General features: G+C 60.0%; 15 protein-coding genes and 1 other RNA gene. 3 read left to right on the top strand and 13 right to left on the bottom strand.

Annotation, left to right across the window (positions count from 1 at the left end):
• From murD to QO002_RS15345, 13 genes are all read right to left on the bottom strand, one after another.
• The gene (murD, locus tag QO002_RS15285) at positions 1 to 1389 is read right to left on the bottom strand and encodes a UDP-N-acetylmuramoyl-L-alanine--D-glutamate ligase (protein WP_307231132.1); all 1389 of its coding nucleotides are present in this window, start codon (positions 1387 to 1389) and stop codon (positions 1 to 3) included.
• A gap of 6 nt (positions 1390 to 1395) precedes the next feature.
• Positions 1396 to 2496, bottom strand: a complete 1101-nt coding sequence (gene mraY, locus QO002_RS15290) for a phospho-N-acetylmuramoyl-pentapeptide-transferase (protein WP_307231134.1) — start codon at positions 2494 to 2496, stop codon at positions 1396 to 1398.
• Between the two features lie 111 nt (positions 2497 to 2607).
• Positions 2608 to 4041 (bottom strand): UDP-N-acetylmuramoylalanyl-D-glutamyl-2,6-diaminopimelate--D-alanyl-D-alanine ligase, encoded by a 1434-nt coding sequence (locus QO002_RS15295; RefSeq protein WP_307231136.1) that lies wholly within the window; start codon positions 4039 to 4041, stop codon positions 2608 to 2610.
• Between the two features lies 1 nt (position 4042).
• Entirely contained in the window at positions 4043 to 5512 is a 1470-nt protein-coding gene (locus tag QO002_RS15300; protein ID WP_307231138.1) for a UDP-N-acetylmuramoyl-L-alanyl-D-glutamate--2,6-diaminopimelate ligase, read from the bottom strand.
• 62 nt (positions 5513 to 5574) lie between these two features.
• Positions 5575 to 7314, bottom strand: coding sequence for a peptidoglycan D,D-transpeptidase FtsI family protein (locus tag QO002_RS15305; RefSeq protein WP_307231140.1), 1740 nt, complete (start codon positions 7312 to 7314; stop codon positions 5575 to 5577).
• On the bottom strand, positions 7314 to 7712 hold the full coding sequence (gene ftsL / locus QO002_RS15310) for a cell division protein FtsL (RefSeq protein WP_307231142.1): 399 nt from the start codon (positions 7710 to 7712) through the stop codon (positions 7314 to 7316). The genes QO002_RS15305 and ftsL overlap by 1 nt, the downstream gene beginning before the upstream one ends.
• A 3-nt stretch (positions 7713 to 7715) precedes the next feature.
• Positions 7716 to 8741, bottom strand: a complete 1026-nt coding sequence (rsmH, locus tag QO002_RS15315; protein WP_307231144.1) for a 16S rRNA (cytosine(1402)-N(4))-methyltransferase RsmH — start codon at positions 8739 to 8741, stop codon at positions 7716 to 7718.
• Positions 8742 to 8755: 14 nt separating this feature from the next.
• Positions 8756 to 9196: a division/cell wall cluster transcriptional repressor MraZ gene (mraZ, locus tag QO002_RS15320; RefSeq protein WP_307231146.1), complete on the bottom strand. Its 441-nt coding sequence runs from the start codon at positions 9194 to 9196 to the stop codon at positions 8756 to 8758.
• A 541-nt stretch (positions 9197 to 9737) separates the two neighbouring features.
• Positions 9738 to 10133: RNase P RNA component class A (gene rnpB / locus QO002_RS15325), an RNA gene on the bottom strand.
• Positions 10134 to 10190: 57 nt separating this feature from the next.
• Positions 10191 to 11384: an NAD(P)/FAD-dependent oxidoreductase gene (locus QO002_RS15330; RefSeq protein WP_307231148.1), complete on the bottom strand. Its 1194-nt coding sequence runs from the start codon at positions 11382 to 11384 to the stop codon at positions 10191 to 10193.
• A gap of 129 nt (positions 11385 to 11513) precedes the next feature.
• Entirely contained in the window at positions 11514 to 12047 is a 534-nt protein-coding gene (locus tag QO002_RS15335; protein ID WP_307231151.1) for a lytic transglycosylase domain-containing protein, read from the bottom strand.
• A 233-nt stretch (positions 12048 to 12280) separates the two neighbouring features.
• Positions 12281 to 13045 carry an N-acetylmuramoyl-L-alanine amidase gene (locus tag QO002_RS15340; protein ID WP_307231153.1) on the bottom strand — a complete coding sequence of 255 codons (765 nt, stop codon included), beginning with the start codon at positions 13043 to 13045 and terminating at the stop codon, positions 12281 to 12283.
• Positions 13042 to 13749 (bottom strand): J domain-containing protein, encoded by a 708-nt coding sequence (locus tag QO002_RS15345; RefSeq protein WP_307231155.1) that lies wholly within the window; start codon positions 13747 to 13749, stop codon positions 13042 to 13044. Before QO002_RS15345 ends, QO002_RS15340 begins: the two co-directional genes overlap by 4 nt.
• Before the next feature lie 480 nt (positions 13750 to 14229).
• Here QO002_RS15345 and QO002_RS15350 point away from each other — a divergent pair, with 480 nt between their 5' ends.
• From QO002_RS15350 to QO002_RS15360, 3 genes are all read left to right on the top strand, one after another.
• Positions 14230 to 15444 (top strand): pyrophosphate--fructose-6-phosphate 1-phosphotransferase, encoded by a 1215-nt coding sequence (locus tag QO002_RS15350; protein ID WP_307231157.1) that lies wholly within the window; start codon positions 14230 to 14232, stop codon positions 15442 to 15444.
• A 144-nt stretch (positions 15445 to 15588) separates the two neighbouring features.
• Positions 15589 to 16224, top strand: a complete 636-nt coding sequence (locus QO002_RS15355; protein WP_307233427.1) for a LysE family translocator — start codon at positions 15589 to 15591, stop codon at positions 16222 to 16224.
• Between the two features lie 115 nt (positions 16225 to 16339).
• A complete protein-coding gene (locus tag QO002_RS15360; RefSeq protein WP_307231159.1) occupies positions 16340 to 17491 on the top strand; it encodes a lytic transglycosylase domain-containing protein in 1152 nt (383 codons plus the stop codon).
• Positions 17492 to 17496: the final 5 nt, after the last annotated feature.

The following is a 17496-nucleotide window of genomic DNA, read 5'->3' on the forward strand; positions in this document are numbered from 1 at the left end:
TCAGATCAGCATCGTCACGCCGTCGATTGCCCGGACATGATCGACGAATGCTTCGCCCCTGACTTCAAAGTTCTTGTACTGATCGAAGCTTGCGCAAGCCGGGGAAAGCATCACGGCCGCGGCCATGCCATCGCGCCCCGCATCCTCGGCCGCATGGGCCACCGCCTTGTCGAGCGTCTGCGAAATTTCGTAAGGCACCGCTTCTCCGAGCGTCGCTGCAAAGGCGGGCGCGGCTTCACCGATCAGATAGGCCTTGACGATCTTGCCGAAGACGGGCTCAAGCGTCGTGATGCCGCCTTCCTTTGGCAAACCACCCGCAATCCAGTAGATGCGATCGTAGCTCGACAGGGCTGGCGCTGCTGCCTCGGCATTCGTCGCCTTGCTATCATTGACGAAGACGACATCACCCTTGCGGCCGACCGGCTGCATGCGGTGTTTCAGGCCCGGGAAGGACTTGAGGCCTTCATGGATTTCAGCTTCCGATACGCCGACGACAAGGCAGGCGGCAGTCGCTGCCGCCGCATTCTGGGCATTGTGATTGCCGCGCAGGGTCGAGATACCGTCAAGATCGACAAAGGCCTCGGACAAGCCGCCCTCGGCGCGCATGATGCGGGCGCCATCGGCATAAAAGCCTTCGCCCAATGCACGATGACGGGCGATGCGGATCACCTTGCGGCCCGCGAGTGCGGCGCGGTCGGCGATCGCTTCCGTATAGGTGTCATCGACGCCGACAATGGCCGTACCGCTGCCGACGGTCAGGCGCTCCTTGATCTCGGCATAGTTCTCCATGCTACCATGGCGATCGAGATGGTCGGGCGTGAGATTCAGTAGAATACCGGCCGTCGGGTTGATGCTGGGCGCGAGATCAATCTGGTAGGACGAGCACTCGACCACGTAGAAGCGGTCGGCGGCCGGTGGATCGAGGGTGAGGACCGCCGTGCCGATATTGCCGCCAAGCTGCACATCGCGGCCGCCAGTCTTCAAGATGTGAGCAATCAGTGCCGTCGTGGTCGATTTGCCGTTGGTGCCGGTGATGGCGATGAAGGGGCAATCCGGTGCGCGCGCCGCGCGTTCGCGCACGAAAAGCTCGACATCGCCAATGATCTCGACGCCGGCGGCGTGGGCAAGATCGACGGTCCAATGGGGCTTCGGATGGGTGAGCGGCACGCCGGGTGACAGGACGAAGCTCGTGAAAGTCGACCAGTCCGCTTCGTGCAGATTACCGGTGCCAATGCCTTCCGACTTTGCCCTGGCCACGCTTTCCGGATTGTCGTCCCACGCAGTCACCTCGGCGCCGCCAGCAACCAGCGCCTGGGCAGTCGCAAGACCCGAGCCGCCGAGCCCGAAGAGCGCGACCTTCTTATCCTTGAATGTGGTGACGGGGATCATCTGATCTCACCGCAGCTTCAGGGTGGAGAGGCCGATCATCGCGAGGATGACGGCAACGATCCAGAAGCGAATGACGACCTGGCTTTCGGTCCAGCCCTTCTTTTCGAAATGGTGGTGGATAGGCGCCATCAGGAAGACGCGGCGGCCGGTGCGCTTGAACCAGAAGACCTGGATGATGACCGACAGGGTTTCAATGACGAACAGGCCACCGATGATGACCATGACGATCTCGTGCTTGGTGGCGACGGCAACGGTGCCAATCAGGCCACCCAGTGCCAGCGAACCGGTGTCGCCCATGAAGATGGCGGCGGGTGGCGCATTGAACCAGAGGAAGCCGAGGCCGGCGCCGATGACGGCGCCGAGGATGACGGCAAGCTCCCCGGTGCCGGGCACGAAATGGATCTGCAGATAGTTTGCAAAGACCGCGTTACCGGCGAGATAGGCGATGATGCCGAAGGAAGCGGCCGCAATCATCACGGGCACGATCGCAAGGCCATCGAGGCCGTCCGTCAGGTTTACGGCATTGCCCGCGCCGACGATGACGAAACCGCCGAAGAGGATGAAGAAATAGCCGAGATTGAGCGTGAAATCCTTGAGGAACGGGAAGGTGATCGACGAGCCGAAGGTCGAGCCGGCCACGCCTGCCGAAAGGGCGGCGCGCATCATGAAAAAGACGGCGATGGCTGCAATCAGGAATTCGATGCCGAGGCGCGCCTTGCCGGAAAAGCCTTTATCGGACTGCTTGGTAACCTTGAGATAGTCGTCATAGAAGCCGATGGCGCCGAAACCGAGCGTGACGAGCAGTGTTGCAACGACATAGACACTCGAAAGGTCGGCCCAGAGAAGCGAGCTGCCGACAATGCCGGCAAGGATCATCAGGCCACCCATGGTCGGTGTGCCAGCCTTCTTGAAATGGGTCTGCGGACCGTCTGCGCGGATCGGCTGGCCCTTGCCCTGGCGAACCCGAAGCGACGAAATCATCTTCGGTCCGAAGAGGAAAACGATCAGGGCAGACGTGAACAGAGCGGCGCCGGTCCGGAAGGTGATGTACCGGAACAGATTGAAAAATTGCAGATGGTCCGCCAGTTCGACAAGCCAGATGAGCATGAGGGACCTTTCCCCAAAGGTTCGTTTCAGATTCCGTCCATCAGAATCACCTGAAGGAAGGATAGCCTTGCGGCTGTAAAAGTGTAACGGCGCACGCGTAAAGCAGGCACGCTATTCGGCGGCACCCGTGTCTTCAAATGCCGGATACTTCTCAAGCAGCGCCGCGACGATCCGCCCGCAGCCGGTGCCCTTTGACGACTTGATCATGACGACATCGCCGGTCGCGATTGCGTCGATGGCAAACGCCTTCAGGTCATTGACGTTCTCGCGGTATTCGACATGAACCGTCTCCGGCAGCACGTCCCGCAGGTGCGCCATTTCAGGCCCTGCGAGCCAGACATACTGGATGCCGGCGTCTTTCAGCAGCACGGAAAGCGCGGCATGGACCTTGGCGGAAAACTCGCCCATTTCCAGCATGTCGCCGAGGATGGCGATGCGACGCCCGCCCTCGCCCGGTTCGGCATCTCCGAGAAGCGCAATGGCAGCCCGCATGGACGCTGGATTGGCATTGTAGCTTTCATCGATCAGCGCAAAGCTTCCGCCATCGACCGCCAGCCGATGGCGTTCGCCACGGCCTTTCTCAGGCACCAGCGTGAACAGCGACGCGGCCGCCTTATCGAGATCGGCGCCGACAAGGCTCGCAGCACCAAGGACAGCGAGTGCGTTTTCGGCGATGTGGCGGCCGGGTGCTCCGATCGGGATTTCCAGGGTGCGACCCTCAATGCCAGCCCAGAGCACACTGCTTTCCGAGCCACCAGCAAACTCCACCAGCCGGAAATCCGAGCGCGGATTGGCGCCGAAGCTGTGGATATGGGCAACACCCAGGTCGTTGGCCTGCCTTTCAAGGAAAGCGTACTGGTCGTTGTCGCGGTTGAGAATAACATGGCCACCACTGACCAGGCCTTCCATGATCTCCGCCTTCGCAGCAGCGATCTCGGCTAAGTCCTTGAAATTACCGAGATGGGCAGCGGCAACGGTGGTGATGATGGCCACATGCGGGCGCACCATCTTCACCAACGGTCGGATCTCGTCGGCATGGTTCATACCGATTTCAAAGATGCCGAAATCGGTCGCCTCCGGCATGCGGGCAAGCGTCAACGGCACGCCCCAGTGATTGTTGAACGAGGCGACAGAGGCATGAACCCTGCCCTGCGGCAGGAGCACATGGCGCAGCATCTCCTTGGTCGTCGTCTTGCCGACGGAGCCGGTCACCGCGATGATCTTGGCCGCACTACGATCGCGGGCGGCGCAGCCGAGACGGATCATTGCTTCCAATACATCGTCCACGACAACCATCGGTGCGATCAGTCGCCCCAGCGCCGGAAGCTTGCCTTCGCTGACGACCAGCAATGCCGCGCCATTGGCGATCGCAACGCCGGCATAGTCATGCCCGTCGACACGATCGCCCTTGATGGCGAAGAAGGCCTCTCCCTTACCAAGGGAGCGGCTGTCGATCGAGATTCCGTTGATGCCTTCCGGCAGGTTGCCCAGCGGGCGACCCTGCATGGCGGCAAGAAGATCGGCAGTGGTCCAAAGAAAGCTCAAATCATCGACCTCCCGCGTCTGTCTCAAGAGACTTTCTCAGCTCGGCATGGTCCGAGAAAGGCAATGTGACGGTGCCTACCGTCTGGCCTTCCTCATGGCCCTTGCCGGCAACGATCAGCGTATCACCGGATTTCAGCATGGCGACAGCAGCCGTGATTGCTTCAGCACGATCGCCGATCTCTGTTGCACCCCAGGCGGCCGCCATGATCTCGCTGCGGATGACGGCCGGAACCTCGGAGCGCGGATTGTCATCGGTGACGATCACCACGTCCGCTAACCGCGTGGCGATCTCGCCCATGATCGGCCGCTTGCCTTTGTCGCGGTCACCACCGCAACCAAAGACGACGATGACGCGGCCGGTGGTGAAGGGCCGAACGGACGTCAGCACGTTTTCGAGAGCATCGGGCTTATGGGCATAATCAACATAGGCAAGCGCGCCGTCAGGCGTATGACCGACGAGTTCAAGACGACCGGAGGCGCCCGTCAGTCTGTCGAGGGCCGCCATTGCGACCTTGGCGGAAACGCCAGTGGAGATGGCAAGACCCGCAGCCACCAGCGCATTGGAAATCTGGAAATCACCGGCAAGTGGCAGGTGGACTTCGAAGATTTCGTCCCCGACGTGAACTTCGGCAATCTGCTTGTGACGGAAATGCTCGACGCGCTTCAGCGTCAGGAAGTCACCCTTGCGACCGACGGTGCGGACATCCTGTCCTGCCTTCGCCGCCGCTTCGATCGCCTTCGCGGACCATTCGCCATCAGCAAAGATCACGGCGGGGGAGCCTTTCGGCATCAGCGTGTCGAAGAGGCGCATCTTGGCGGCCATGTAATCTTCAACGGTTGGATGATAATCCATATGGTCGCGGCCGAGATTGGTGAAGCCAGCCGCAGCAAGCTTCACGCCGTCGAGGCGCGACTGGTCGAGACCATGGCTGGAAGCTTCCATCGCCGCATGGGTCACGCCCTCATAAGCAAGTTCGGCCAGGAGCTTGTGAAGGGAAACCGGATCCGGGGTCGTCAGCGAGCCGTATTCCGTACGGCCCGGCGCGATAACGCCGGTCGTGCCGATCATCGCGGCCTCATAGCCCGCATGCGCCCAGATCTGGCGAGTGAAAGAAGCAACGGAGGTCTTGCCGGCGGTGCCGGTCACGGCAACCATGGTTTCCGGCTGGCGGCCGTAGAAGCGCGCGGCGGAAAGCGCCAATGCACGACGGGGTGTCGAAGCCTCAAGGACAGGAACGGCCGCACCAGACGCCGAAACATGCCCGGAAACCACCGCCGCGGCACCCTTGGAAATCGCATCCGCAATAAAGGAAGCCCCATCGGCCTTGCTGCCGGAAAGGGCAACGAAGAGCGAGCCCGGCTCGACCTTGCGGCTATCTGCGGTAATGCCGGTAATATCAATATCACCGCGCCCCTCAAGCTGCGCGGCGATCTCGGGGAAATCCTTTCCAAGGAGGTCATTGAGCTTCATGGATGCACTTTCAAACAAATCGACGCGCCCCCTGGCGAATCCCTCGGATTGTCATTCCACGGTCAATAAGACACCAGCAAGGCAGAACCATCCTGCCCGAACTTGGGCTCCACACCTAAAAGCGGGGCCGAACGGCTGATGATGTTGCGCACGATCGGAGCCGCGTTGCCGGCGGCCGTACGGATGCCCTTTTCGCCCGTCTTCGGCGCATCAATGAAGGACAAAACGACATATTGCGGATTGTCGATCGGGAAGCCCGCGAGGAAGGCGTTGAAGTTGAGGTCATGGGAATAGCGGCCGTTAACGACCTTGTCAGCTGTACCTGTCTTGCCGCCGACATTGTAGCCAGGCACGAGTGCGTTCTTACCCGAGCCGTAAATAGCGTTGTAGCGGAACAGATAGCGCATGTCGTCGCTGGTGCTCTTTTTGATCACCCGAATGGCAATGGCATCAGCCTGTTCGACGGTGCGCGGCAGGAAGGTCGGCTCGATCAGCTTGCCGCCATTCATGAGCGCTGCACCGGCAACCGCGGTCTGCAGCGGGGTGGTGGAGACGCCATGGCCGAAGGAGATGGTGATCGAGTTGATCTTCTTCCAGACGCGCGGCTGGCTCGGCATTTTCACTTCCGGCAGCTCGGTCTGCATCTTCGAGAGCAGACCCATCCTGGTCAAAAATTCCTTATGAGCATCGATTCCGACGAGATCGGCCATCTTGGCCGTGCCGATGTTGGACGAATACTGGAAGATTTCCGGCACGCTCAGAACGCGGTGCTTACCGTGGAAGTCCTTGATGGTGAAGCCGCCGATGCGAATCGGGAAACGTGCGTCGAACGTATCCTTGAGCGTAACCTTGCCGGAATCGAGCGCCATGGCGGTCGTGAACGACTTGAAGGTCGAGCCCATTTCGAACGTACCGTTCGACATGCGGTTCATCCAGCCATCCTGGGCACCGCCTGCGGGATTGTTCGGGTCGTAGTCCGGCACGGAAGCCATGCCAAGGATCTCGCCGGTATGAACGTCCATGACGACGGCGCCTGCGGCGATCGCCTGATATTCGATCATCGCCTGCAGCACGGAATCGCGAACGATGTTCTGGACGCGCAGATCGATGGAGAGCTTCACGGGCTCCAGCTTGGCGTCGCTGGTCATGCCGATCGCCGCAAGGTCAGCAAGACCCTGATTGTCGATGTACCGTTCCATTCCGGCGATGCCGCGATTGTCGACATTGACGTGACCGACAACGTGGGCGGCCGTGGTGCCGCCCGGATAGAAGCGCCGCTTTTCAGGACGGAAGCCGATGCCGGGAATACCAAGCGCCAGGATTTCGCTCTGCTGCTTCGGCGTCAGCTGGCGGCGCAGCCACTGGAATCGTGAGGGGGATTTCAGCTTGTTGTAGATATCAGCCACGTTGAGGTTAGGCAGAACGGTCGACAGCTGCTCCACCGCTTCGTCGGCATCAACAATCTTGTTGGGCTCGGCATAGAGCGAAACAGTACGGATGTCCGTGGCGAGAATTTCGCCGTTGCGGTCAAGGATATCGGGTCGCGAGGCCATCAGATTATCGGCGCGACCGATGCTCGACACCGTGTCCGGTTGGACAAGGCCATACTGCACGAGGCGACCGCCGATAATGCAATAGACCGTGGTGAAGCCGACAATCATGATTGCGACGCGGCTGCGCGCCTGACTGCCGCTCTTCTTGCGGGTGCCTACGAAGGAATTGAGGTCACCCGGGCGATTGCTGCCACCGGCAGAGAAATGCGCCTTGCTCTTGACGACCATGATACGCGACAAAAAGGACATCAGCGCGCCACCGAACCTGTTGCAATAGTGTCTGTCTTCTGCGTTGCCGCAGTCTTGGCGGCAGGCTTGCCGTCCTTACCCTTGGCGACTTCATCCGGTACCGGCACATCGGCCTTCATCATCGGCAACTCCTGCGGCCGAGCAAGCTGCGTCGGCGCGGTCTGAACGAGTTGAAGATCCTGCTGGTAGACCCCGACAAGCTTTTCCAGCCGGCTCGGCTGGGTCAGAAGCGACCAGTCGGCACGGAGAAGGTCAATCGTGTCTTCCTCAAGCTTGATCCCGGCTTCGAGTTTGCGAACCTCTTCAAGCTTGTTTTCTGCCTGGTGCTTGATCGTATAGGTGACCGTGGCAGCTGCCGTCATGACGACGATCAGGACAATGTCCAAGGTACGCAACATGTCTCAGGCCCCCATCTTTCCAAGGCTTGCAAGGTTCGGCAAATCGAAGATGGACACATCATCGGCCTCGGGAGGGGCTTCCGTGCGAAGTCCAACCCGCATCTTCGCGGAGCGGGCACGCGGATTGCGCAACGCCTCTTCTTCGCTGGCAGCGACCATAGGTTTTCCAACTGGTGCGAAAGTTGCCGCACGCTCATGCACGACAGGCATGTGCCGCGACCCCGAAGCCTTGCCCGAGCGATCCTGAAAAAACTTCTTCACGATGCGGTCTTCCAGTGAATGGAACGTAACAACTGTCAATCTTCCACCGGGTTTCAGCACCCTCTCGGCAGCGAACAATGCCTGCGCGAGTTCGCCGAGCTCATCGTTGACGAAGATGCGCAGCGCCTGAAAGACACGGGTTGCCGGATGGATCTTGTCCTTGGCCTTGCGTGGGGTAACAATTTCGATCAGGCCTGCGAGATCGCGGGTCGTGACGAAAGGCTCCTCGGCACGGCGTTTTTCGATTGCGCGGGCGATACGCCCGGACTGCGGCTCCTCGCCGAGAAAGCCGAAGATGCGGGTGAGATCGGAAACCTTGGCGCGGTTGACAACATCAGCAGCGGAAACTCCGTCAGCCGACATGCGCATGTCGAGAGGGCCTTTCTTCTGGAAAGAAAATCCGCGATCGGCTTCATCGATCTGCATGGAGGAAACGCCGATATCAAGCACCACGCCATCGAGCCCCTCGTCTGGAGCATGACGGGCAAGTTCCGAAAATCGCGAATGGATAAGGGTGAGATGGCCTCCGCTCGATGCAACCAGCGCCTGGCCGCCGGCAATCGCCTGCGGATCGCGGTCAAGACCGATGACATCGGCACCCGCCGCCAGAATGGCCGAGGAATAACCGCCGGCACCGAAGGTGCCATCGAGGATGACCTTGCCGGGTGCAAGATCGAGACTTGCAAGAACCTCGGGAAGAAGAACCGGAATGTGGCGGACCGGTCCGCCATCGGCTTCAGTAGAACCTCCGCCTTGATCCGCCACCATTCCGTCTCTCCACGCTAAGGGGACCGCAGACCTCGCAACCTGCGCTCTTCGCGCGCATCCGCCTGCGCCTGAAGGAACGCCTGCGGTGCCCACAACTGAAAATGATCCGCCCGTCCAACAAAGGTCACCTCCGACGTGATGCCGGTGAAATCGCGGATGAAATCCGTGACTGCGAGGCGCCCTTCCTGATCGAGCTTCATGAAGACCCCGCCCCCGTGAACCAGGAGCGACATCTGATTGGCCTGCGCTGAAAGAGGATCCTCCAGCACGATCTGCCTTTCGAAACGATCCAGCAATTCCGAACCGCCGGCGCTGATAGCCGGAAAGACGAAATCCTGAAAGCAGTATAGCTCCCGAATATCCAATGCCGACATCACCGAGCGGAACGCTGACGGCACGGAAACCCTGCCTTTCGCATCGATACGCTGTGTCGCATGGGACAGAAAACGGTTCATGACGCGATACGGAAACCCTTGACGCCCCAGCCGGACGAAGCCGCCCGAACGCAATCCCAAAAATACACGCGACAGGCTGTCGCCGGGCGACATACCCGGTCGATCGCTCCGTCAGGAGCACTCGCAAAACGCTCGATGATTGGGCCTCAAAAAGCCCGTGTGCAGTGCATGATTGGGATAACATGGGACCATATGGGCGTCAATGGGATGAAACCTTCTTCAGCTCGCATCCCGACGGCACAGGACAGGATCGCCCGCTGGCGCAGCACGGCCCAAAAGCCCTTTTCCGCCCGGACCGGACCCGAACAAAAACAGTTTCTTAAATCTAAATTCGAATGGTTAAGGTGAAGTTAAGATGCAAGGGCAAGGCACTGGCACAGCGATTTGTATTTCCCTCACCAGCGACACGATTTTTGCCAAGGCGGCGAATCTGTTCGCGGATGCCTCCAGGACGATTCGGCAACGTCAGGATAATCGCGTCGGAAAGAGCCGGCCTGCATAAAATCCCAAGCCGTTGGCAAAGCTCGGAAAGATAGGAAAATTCGCCAGTTGGCCTGTAAGCCGGGTTCTGTAAGGCTCCGGCCGAAACCGGAACGTGGCAGCCATTCATCTGGGACAGCGCTTGCGCGATGCCTCTTGCAACCCACCCGGATAACTAGCCCGGAAAAAGGCCGGAGCGCTTGCGCGCTCCACGTTATCCCTATTCGGTTTTGCTCCCGGTGGGGTTTACCGTGCCGTTCATGTCGCCATGACCGCGGTGGGCTCTTACCCCACCCTTTCACCCTTACCGCCCGAAGGCGGCGGTTTGCTTTCTGTGGCACTTTCCCTAGGGTCGCCCCCGCCGGACGTTATCCGGCACCGTCTTTCCGTGGAGCCCGGACTTTCCTCCCCCCGCAACCTTTCGGTCCTAGCGGAGAGCGGCTGCCCGGCCAACTGGCAGGCGGTGCTTAACCGAGGCGACCGGCAATTGCCAGAGGCAATCGCATGTTTGAAGCTATTCCCGGAAGGAGACGGCAAAATCCGTCTCATATTCCGGTGCATGAAGGACACCATTCACGATCAACGAGGCGCCAAGCCGGCCAATCTCGTCAGAGCTTTTAGCGGCGGCACCATTGCCGCCGGTCAGCACGGCAATGCGATTGCTGTCGGTAAAGCCGATGAAGGGGTACCCATGCGGCGTGTAGGTGGTGACACACGGCGCCCACATTGTGGAAACCGGCTTGAAATCCGGCATCGTCCCCGCAAGCAGTTTTGCCATGTGGTCGGCAGCGGGACGATGACCCTCGCCGCGGAACCATGATCTCGCCGCTGCCTCATCCTCCATGCGGATATCGGTCGGATCACCGCCGATCTTGATGTAGTGGCGACCATCCGGGTAACGCAACGGCGGCAGGAGATAGAAGCTCTCGTCTTCTGTCTTTCCCTTGGTAATCAGGGAGGGCATATCGACAAAACGCTGCAGTTCGGTTTCCGAAACTTCGGCGAACAGCACAGTGCGCCCCAGGACCACGAGATCCAGCGGGCGCGCAAAGAGCTTTCGCGAGATCGAAAACCCGCCGGCCGAGATGAGAACGCGACCAGCCTTCAGTATCGAACCATCGTGGGTTTCGACGCGGACACCGTCGGCTTCCTCTGAAATGGAGACGACCTCCTGCGCGATAACACGAACACCCGCCTTTTCGGCAGCATTCACCTGAGCCTTCACCAAGGCGCGCGGATTGATATGACCAGCCCCTCTGGCTTCGAATATGCCGCCATAGGCGGCAGGGAAATGGAAATACGGGAAATGCCCATCGAGCGCATCGGCTTCGATATAGCGAGCCTCGACCTGAAGATGGTCGCGTGCGGCGATGACATCGCCGAGATAGCGGCATTCGCCGCCTGGAGCCTGCGCCGCAATCAGGCAGCCCACTTCGCTGTAGAAATCGATGCCGCCCTGCTCTGCAATCTCGCCGTATCGTTCTATGGAGCGATGGGCGAGCCGAGCCCAGACGGGATCGGGGTCGATGGTGCGAGTGATGCGGCCGTTGTCGTAGTGACTGGCAAAGACGCCATCATGACCTGCCCAATCCGTGGGCTCATCGGGACCGACTACTGCGATCCGCGCTCCGGTCAATGCAAGGTGGCGGGCGGCCGCGGCCCCCATCATGCCCTTGCCGACAACAATGAAATCAAACTCTTCCGCCATGCCATCCGCTCCAACTGCTGAAGCTTGGGGATAGCATGACTGGCGGGAAAAGCGCAAAGCGCCGGTACGCGAAAACCTGAGCCGGCATTTGCAGGGGCCGAACGAAATGTTCGCCCCGAGTGGACCGCATCAGCCGAGGATGCTCTGGACCTTGCCGCAATAGCGGCGCGAGACCGGGTTCATGCGTGTGGCACCATGCCCGGCATTGTAACGCAACACCGTACCGCAGGTGTAGCCGCCCGACAGCTGATGGGCCATGGCGAGATACTTCATGCCGAACTTGATGTTGGTCTCTGGATCGAAAAGACCGTTGCGGCCTCCCCTGTATCCCATCATTCTTGCCGTCGCCGGCTTGATCTGCATCAGCCCGATCTCGCCAGCACTGCCGCGAGCCTTCGGGTTGAAATTGCTTTCGACCTTGATGATCGCATGGGCGAGATCGACGGGAACGCCGTACTCTTCCGCATAATCCTCGATGAGATTACTGTAGGTCGAAGGCTGAACCGCCATATCCGCCTTGGGATAACCGGTCGTGCGTTCAACCGAGGGAATGCTCTCTGTCTTGATGATTTCCTCTTGTATGCCCCCAGCATAGGACGTCGTCGCGCTGGAAACGAGCATGCAGAAGCATGCCGCAACCGCAGCACCTTTTGTAATTCGCATCTAGTTTGAAGTCTCCATTATCCGGGAGGCGGCCCACCGGACGCACCCCGTCCTCCCGCTCATGTCCCGATCTTCATCGTCATAGGCAGGAAAGGGGTGTCAAACCCCTGCATCTCCTGCGCTTCGGTACGGCGCAGAAAAGACCGGCGCATCGTGGTCAACATATGGCAGCGCACAAAATTAGTGATATGCGGCCAAGAAAGCGGCGAGAAGAATGCCCTTGAGAGGCAGGCTCAGGCGCTGAATTTCGGCAGGGTCGATAGTAGTCGATGCAGCGTGTCGAGGGTAGAAATATCAGCGATGCCATCCACCTGGGCCTGGCGAAAATGCCTCTGGAATGCCGCAACCGCGCCTTCCGTCTTGTCGCAAAAAACGCCTGTGACTTCAATTCCGTAGCCGTAGAGCCCCAGCATCGTCTGGACCGCCTCAACCGGCTGCCCCTCATCGCCCCGTTGGAAGAACCTTCCACCCGAGACGGGCGCCGGTGGAACCCAATGCCCCACGCCTCCCGCAAAGAGCGCATTCCACGGAAAATTTTCCCCTGGATCAACCTTGCGGATGGGAGCGATATCGCTGTGCGCGAGCACCCTTTCACGGGTGATTGACCAGCGTTCGCCACAGTTTAGACACAGTTCGACGACCGCCTGGATCTGTTTTTCCGGAAAATCAGGGAGCGTCGGATGGCCGGGATTCGCGATCTCTATGCCGATCGAGCGCGAATTGATGTCGCTCTCACCCTGCCAGAAACTCTTGCCGGCATGCCAGGCACGGCGACTTTCGGCCACCAGCTGATCGACGCGGCCATCCTCATGCACGAAATAGTGGCTGGAAACCTGGCTCTCTTCCCGACAGAGCCAGTCCAGCGCGCCCTCGGCCGTCGGCATGCCGGTATAGTGCAGGACGATCATGTCCGGAGCATCAATGCCGACGCGTTCGCCATGATTGGGCGACGGCGCAACATGCGCCTTGGCATAATCGGCGATGAAGGGGGCAGTCATGCGGCGCGGCGTTCTTTCTCGATAGCCTCATAGGCAGCATTGAGCGCCGCCATGCGATCGTTGGCAATCGCGTGAAACTCCTGCGGCACGCCGCGGGCAACCAGCTTGTCAGGATGGTTTTCTGTCACCAGCACGCGGTAACGGCTGCGGATCGTTGAAAAATCGTCCTTGGGCGAAACGCCAAGCACCTTATAGGGGTCGACGCCATCGGCGTGGACGTGGCGCGCCATGATTTCCTCAAAGCGGGCGTCCTTCATGCGGAATATCTCGGCCACGCGACGCAGGAACGTCAGTTCCTTCTCATGCACTGCACCATCGGACTTGGCGATATGGAACAGGCCGTCGATAATATCCTCGAGAACCGGGCAATTCTGTTCGCAGGATACGCACAGCGAGGCGAGCTTTTCGGCGTAAGCCTCATAGCCGGCGACGTCCTGGCGTGCGAGATTATAGAGGCGCGCGACATTCTGCGCCTCTTGATCGGGAAACTTGAAGATATCGCGAAATGCCGCAACTTCAGCCTCGGTCACGATGCCATCCGCCTTGGCCATCTTGGCCGACAGGGCAATCATTGCGACGGAGAATGCCACCTGGCGGCGGGTTTCGGGATCACCCTCGAACAATGTTCGGATCGCCTCGACCACGCCGGCAAGCGCGTTGCCCGTCGCGGCGACGAAACCGACGAGATTGTCCCAGAAAGTCATAGGTACGTTCTTTCCCATAGCGCCGGTTCCGATCGTGTGAAAACAAGGGCAGTGATCACGCACGAGAGACGGAGACGCCGCGGTTTCAAACTTGCCGCGGCGAGGGAATACCATGAACAGATATAGCGCCGGAATGCAAGGGATGCAGCGGGTTACAACGCCCTTATGACGACTTTGTGATGGCCCTCATCATTTCACAAAATGAGAGCCCGCAATATTTCATTTCGATCTTTTTACTTTTTAATTCATTTACTTACAAATCTTCTCTCGTTTTGAAGGCATGCGCTGGACGATAGGCTGCCATTCATTCACACGAGCGGTCGCCCCTCTACGAATGTCTATGACAAGGTAAGAAGAAACGCGATCCTGCAATTGCCTTATGCGTGCCACGTCGCTGTCATTTCCCTTCCATAGGAATTGCGCTAGACAAGCAGCCGGACAGCAGGGGCACGTTCCCACAGCCGATACCGAGGAGAAATCATGGCCAAGAAGAAAGTCGCAATGCTCACCGCCGGTGGGCTCGCACCGTGTCTCTCATCCGCCGTTGGCGGCCTGATCGAGCGCTATACCGACGTCGCTCCCGACATTGAGCTCGTTGCCTACCGCTCCGGATACCAGGGCCTGCTGCTCGCCGACCGAATCGAAATCACGCGCGAGATGCGCGACAAGGCAGCCATCCTGCATCGCCATGGCGGCTCGCCGATCGGCAACAGCCGCGTGAAGCTGACCAATGCGGCCGATTGCGTGAAGCGCGGCCTCGTCCAGGAAGGTGAAAACCCCCTCCGTGTCGCAGCAGAACGGCTTGCATCCGACGGCGTGACCATCCTCCATACGATTGGTGGTGACGACACGAACACGACAGCCGCCGATCTTGCTGCCTATCTCGGCGCCAACGGCTATGACCTGACAGTCGTCGGCTTGCCCAAGACCGTCGACAACGACGTCGTTCCCATCCGCCAGTCGCTCGGCGCCTGGACGGCCGCTGAGTATGGCGCTCGCTTCTTCGACAATGTCAGCAATGAACAAAGTGCGGCACCCAAGACACTGGTGGTGCATGAGGTCATGGGCCGCCACAGCGGCTGGCTGACAGCTGCGACGGCGCGCTCCTATATCAAGATAGCCAGTGAGAAGGAATTTGTCGGCGGCTTCATGATGAATGCCCAGATGAAGAACATCGACGGTCTCTACCTGCCCGAAATGGCTTTTGACCTCGAAGCGGAAGCGGAGCGGCTTCGCGGCGTCATGGCCAAGGCCGGTTCTGTGACGCTGTTCGTCAGTGAGGGTGCATGCCTCGATGCCATCGTTGCCGAACGCGAAGCCGCGGGCGAGACGATCAAGCGCGATGCCTTCGGCCACGTGAAGATCGACACCATCAATGTGGGCAACTGGTTCTCGAAGCAGTTCGCAAACCTGCTCGGCGCCGAACGCTCGATGGTGCAGAAATCCGGTTACTATGCCCGCTCCGCGCCCGCCAATGCCGATGACCTGCGCCTTATCCAGGGCATGGTCGATCTTGCCGTGGAAAGCGCCCTCAACAAGGTTTCCGGCGTGACCGGACATGACGAGGACCAAAACGGCAAGCTGCGCACCATTGAATTCCCCCGCATCAAGGGCGGCAAGCATTTCGATACGTCCGCCAAGTGGTTTGGCGAGGTCATGGACAACATCGGTCAGTCCTGGAGCGCGGTGGGCTGAAACTTCCGGCAGCACAAAACCTCCCGCGGCGGGCTTGACCCCTTCCCCGCCGCGTGGCTTGCTCGTCCGAAAGGCGCCGACGCGCCGTTCGGAGGATGGCATGCGCGACGTTGTGCATGCCGGTGTTACAAGGGCTCCATGATGATATCGATAGAACACTGGCTCGCTTTTGCAGCGGCCTCCGCCGTCATGCTGGCCATCCCCGGGCCAACTATTCTCCTGGTCATTTCCTATGCCCTCAGCCACGGTCGCAAGACGACCCGCGCCATCGTCGCAGGCGTCGCGCTTGGCGACTTCACAGCAATGACAGCCTCTATGCTTGGGCTCGGCGCACTGCTTGCGACATCGGCCGGGATCTTCACCGTGCTCAAATGGGTGGGGGCGGCCTATCTTGTCTGGCTCGGCATAAAGCTGTGGCGAGCGCCGGTCGTGCCGCCGCAGGAAACCGAAGGTGACGCAACGACGACCGAGCGGCCGATCCGCATTTTCCTTCACACCTATGTGGTGACGGCGCTCAATCCCAAAAGCATCGTTTTCTTCGTCGCCTTTCTTCCGCAGTTTCTCGACGCGACCCTGCCGCTGCTGCCGCAGATGATGATCTTCGAGACGACTTTCCTGGTGCTCGCGACCCTGAATGCAACGACATACGCATTGATGGCTTCGGCCGCGCGCAAGACGATCCGTAAGCCGAACATTCAGCGAATCGTCAATCGCACGGGCGGCACTCTGCTTATCGGCGCCGGGTTTCTGACTGCCGGCTTGCGCCGCGCGGCGGGCTAGGAATCCTCGCGACTTGCGGTCGACTGCCCTATGCGTTAATAAAGTTCTACATCTGGCGGCTTTCGGCTGCTGATTTGCGGGGAAGCTGAAAAGCTTGACAGCAGGAAACGACAGAATGGCTAGAATCGGTTTTTCCATCTCAAATCAGGTGCTTACGGCATGCGCAATCGCATCCGCAACCCTGATGGCGGGTTGCTCGAGCGTCGATAACACATCGACCAAACAGTTATCGGCGATTCAGACACCAAAACCTCAGCCTTCTGCCACTACGCAAACAGCTGCTTACGCAGTTCCCGCCCAGAACGGCACCACGCCAACACCCACCGCCTACGCCACGCCTGGCACAACGCTCACTCCCGCCCAGCAGGCTGCCGCGCAACTCGGCGCGATGACAAGCCAGCAGACGGCGGCAGCAACGACAACGCCAGCCACGACCGCAGTCCCCGCCGCATCAGCTACGGCCAGCGCCGCCGCTGTAGATGCCGACACCCCGCCCCCGGTTGATCTCGCTGCTGCAGCCGCCGCAACCACTTTTGTCGTGCCCGGCATGCCCGCCCTGCCCACGCCGCGCCCCGATATTCCGCAGACTGCCGCAGTCGCCGCCGCAACCCCGGTTGCAGCCTCGCCGGTCCAGATCGCTTCTGCCGTTCCGCAGCAGGAACCGCTTCCCGAAGCTGCAGCCGCGATGGTTCAAACGGCCTCCTTTGGTACCTCTCCGCAGATTCCACAGGGCATGTATGCCATGGCCGCTATGGAATCGGATTTCGATACCGGTGAACCGATGGGCCTCGAAAACCTGGTCGCCAGGGAAATGATCGTGCCGATGCCGCGCCCCGGTTCCGCCGTGGGCTATGCCGCGGCAAGCGCCATGCCGGCCTCGCTGACGACAGCACTGGCTGCAAAGCCAACCAGCTCGCGGCCCGAACTTGACCGCCTGATCAGCTTCTATGCCAAGCTGAACGGCATTCCTGAAGAGCTCGTTCACCGAGTCGTCAAGCGCGAGAGCACCTACAATCCGCGCGCCTATCACAATGGCAACTACGGCCTCATGCAGATCCGCTACAACACGGCCAAGGGTCTCGGCTATGAGGGTCCGGCCGAAGGTCTTTTCGACGCCGAAACCAATCTGAAATATGCGACGAAGTATCTGCGCGGCGCATGGGTCGTTGCCGACAGCCAGCACGACAGCGCCGTAAAGCTCTATGCCAGCGGCTATTACTACACGGCCAAGCGCAAGGGTCTGCTCGACGACCTCGACATGCGCTGATCGCT

Origin of the sequence: Pararhizobium capsulatum DSM 1112 (assembly GCF_030814475.1) — a bacterium.
Classification (GTDB): domain Bacteria; phylum Pseudomonadota; class Alphaproteobacteria; order Rhizobiales; family Rhizobiaceae; genus Pararhizobium; species Pararhizobium capsulatum.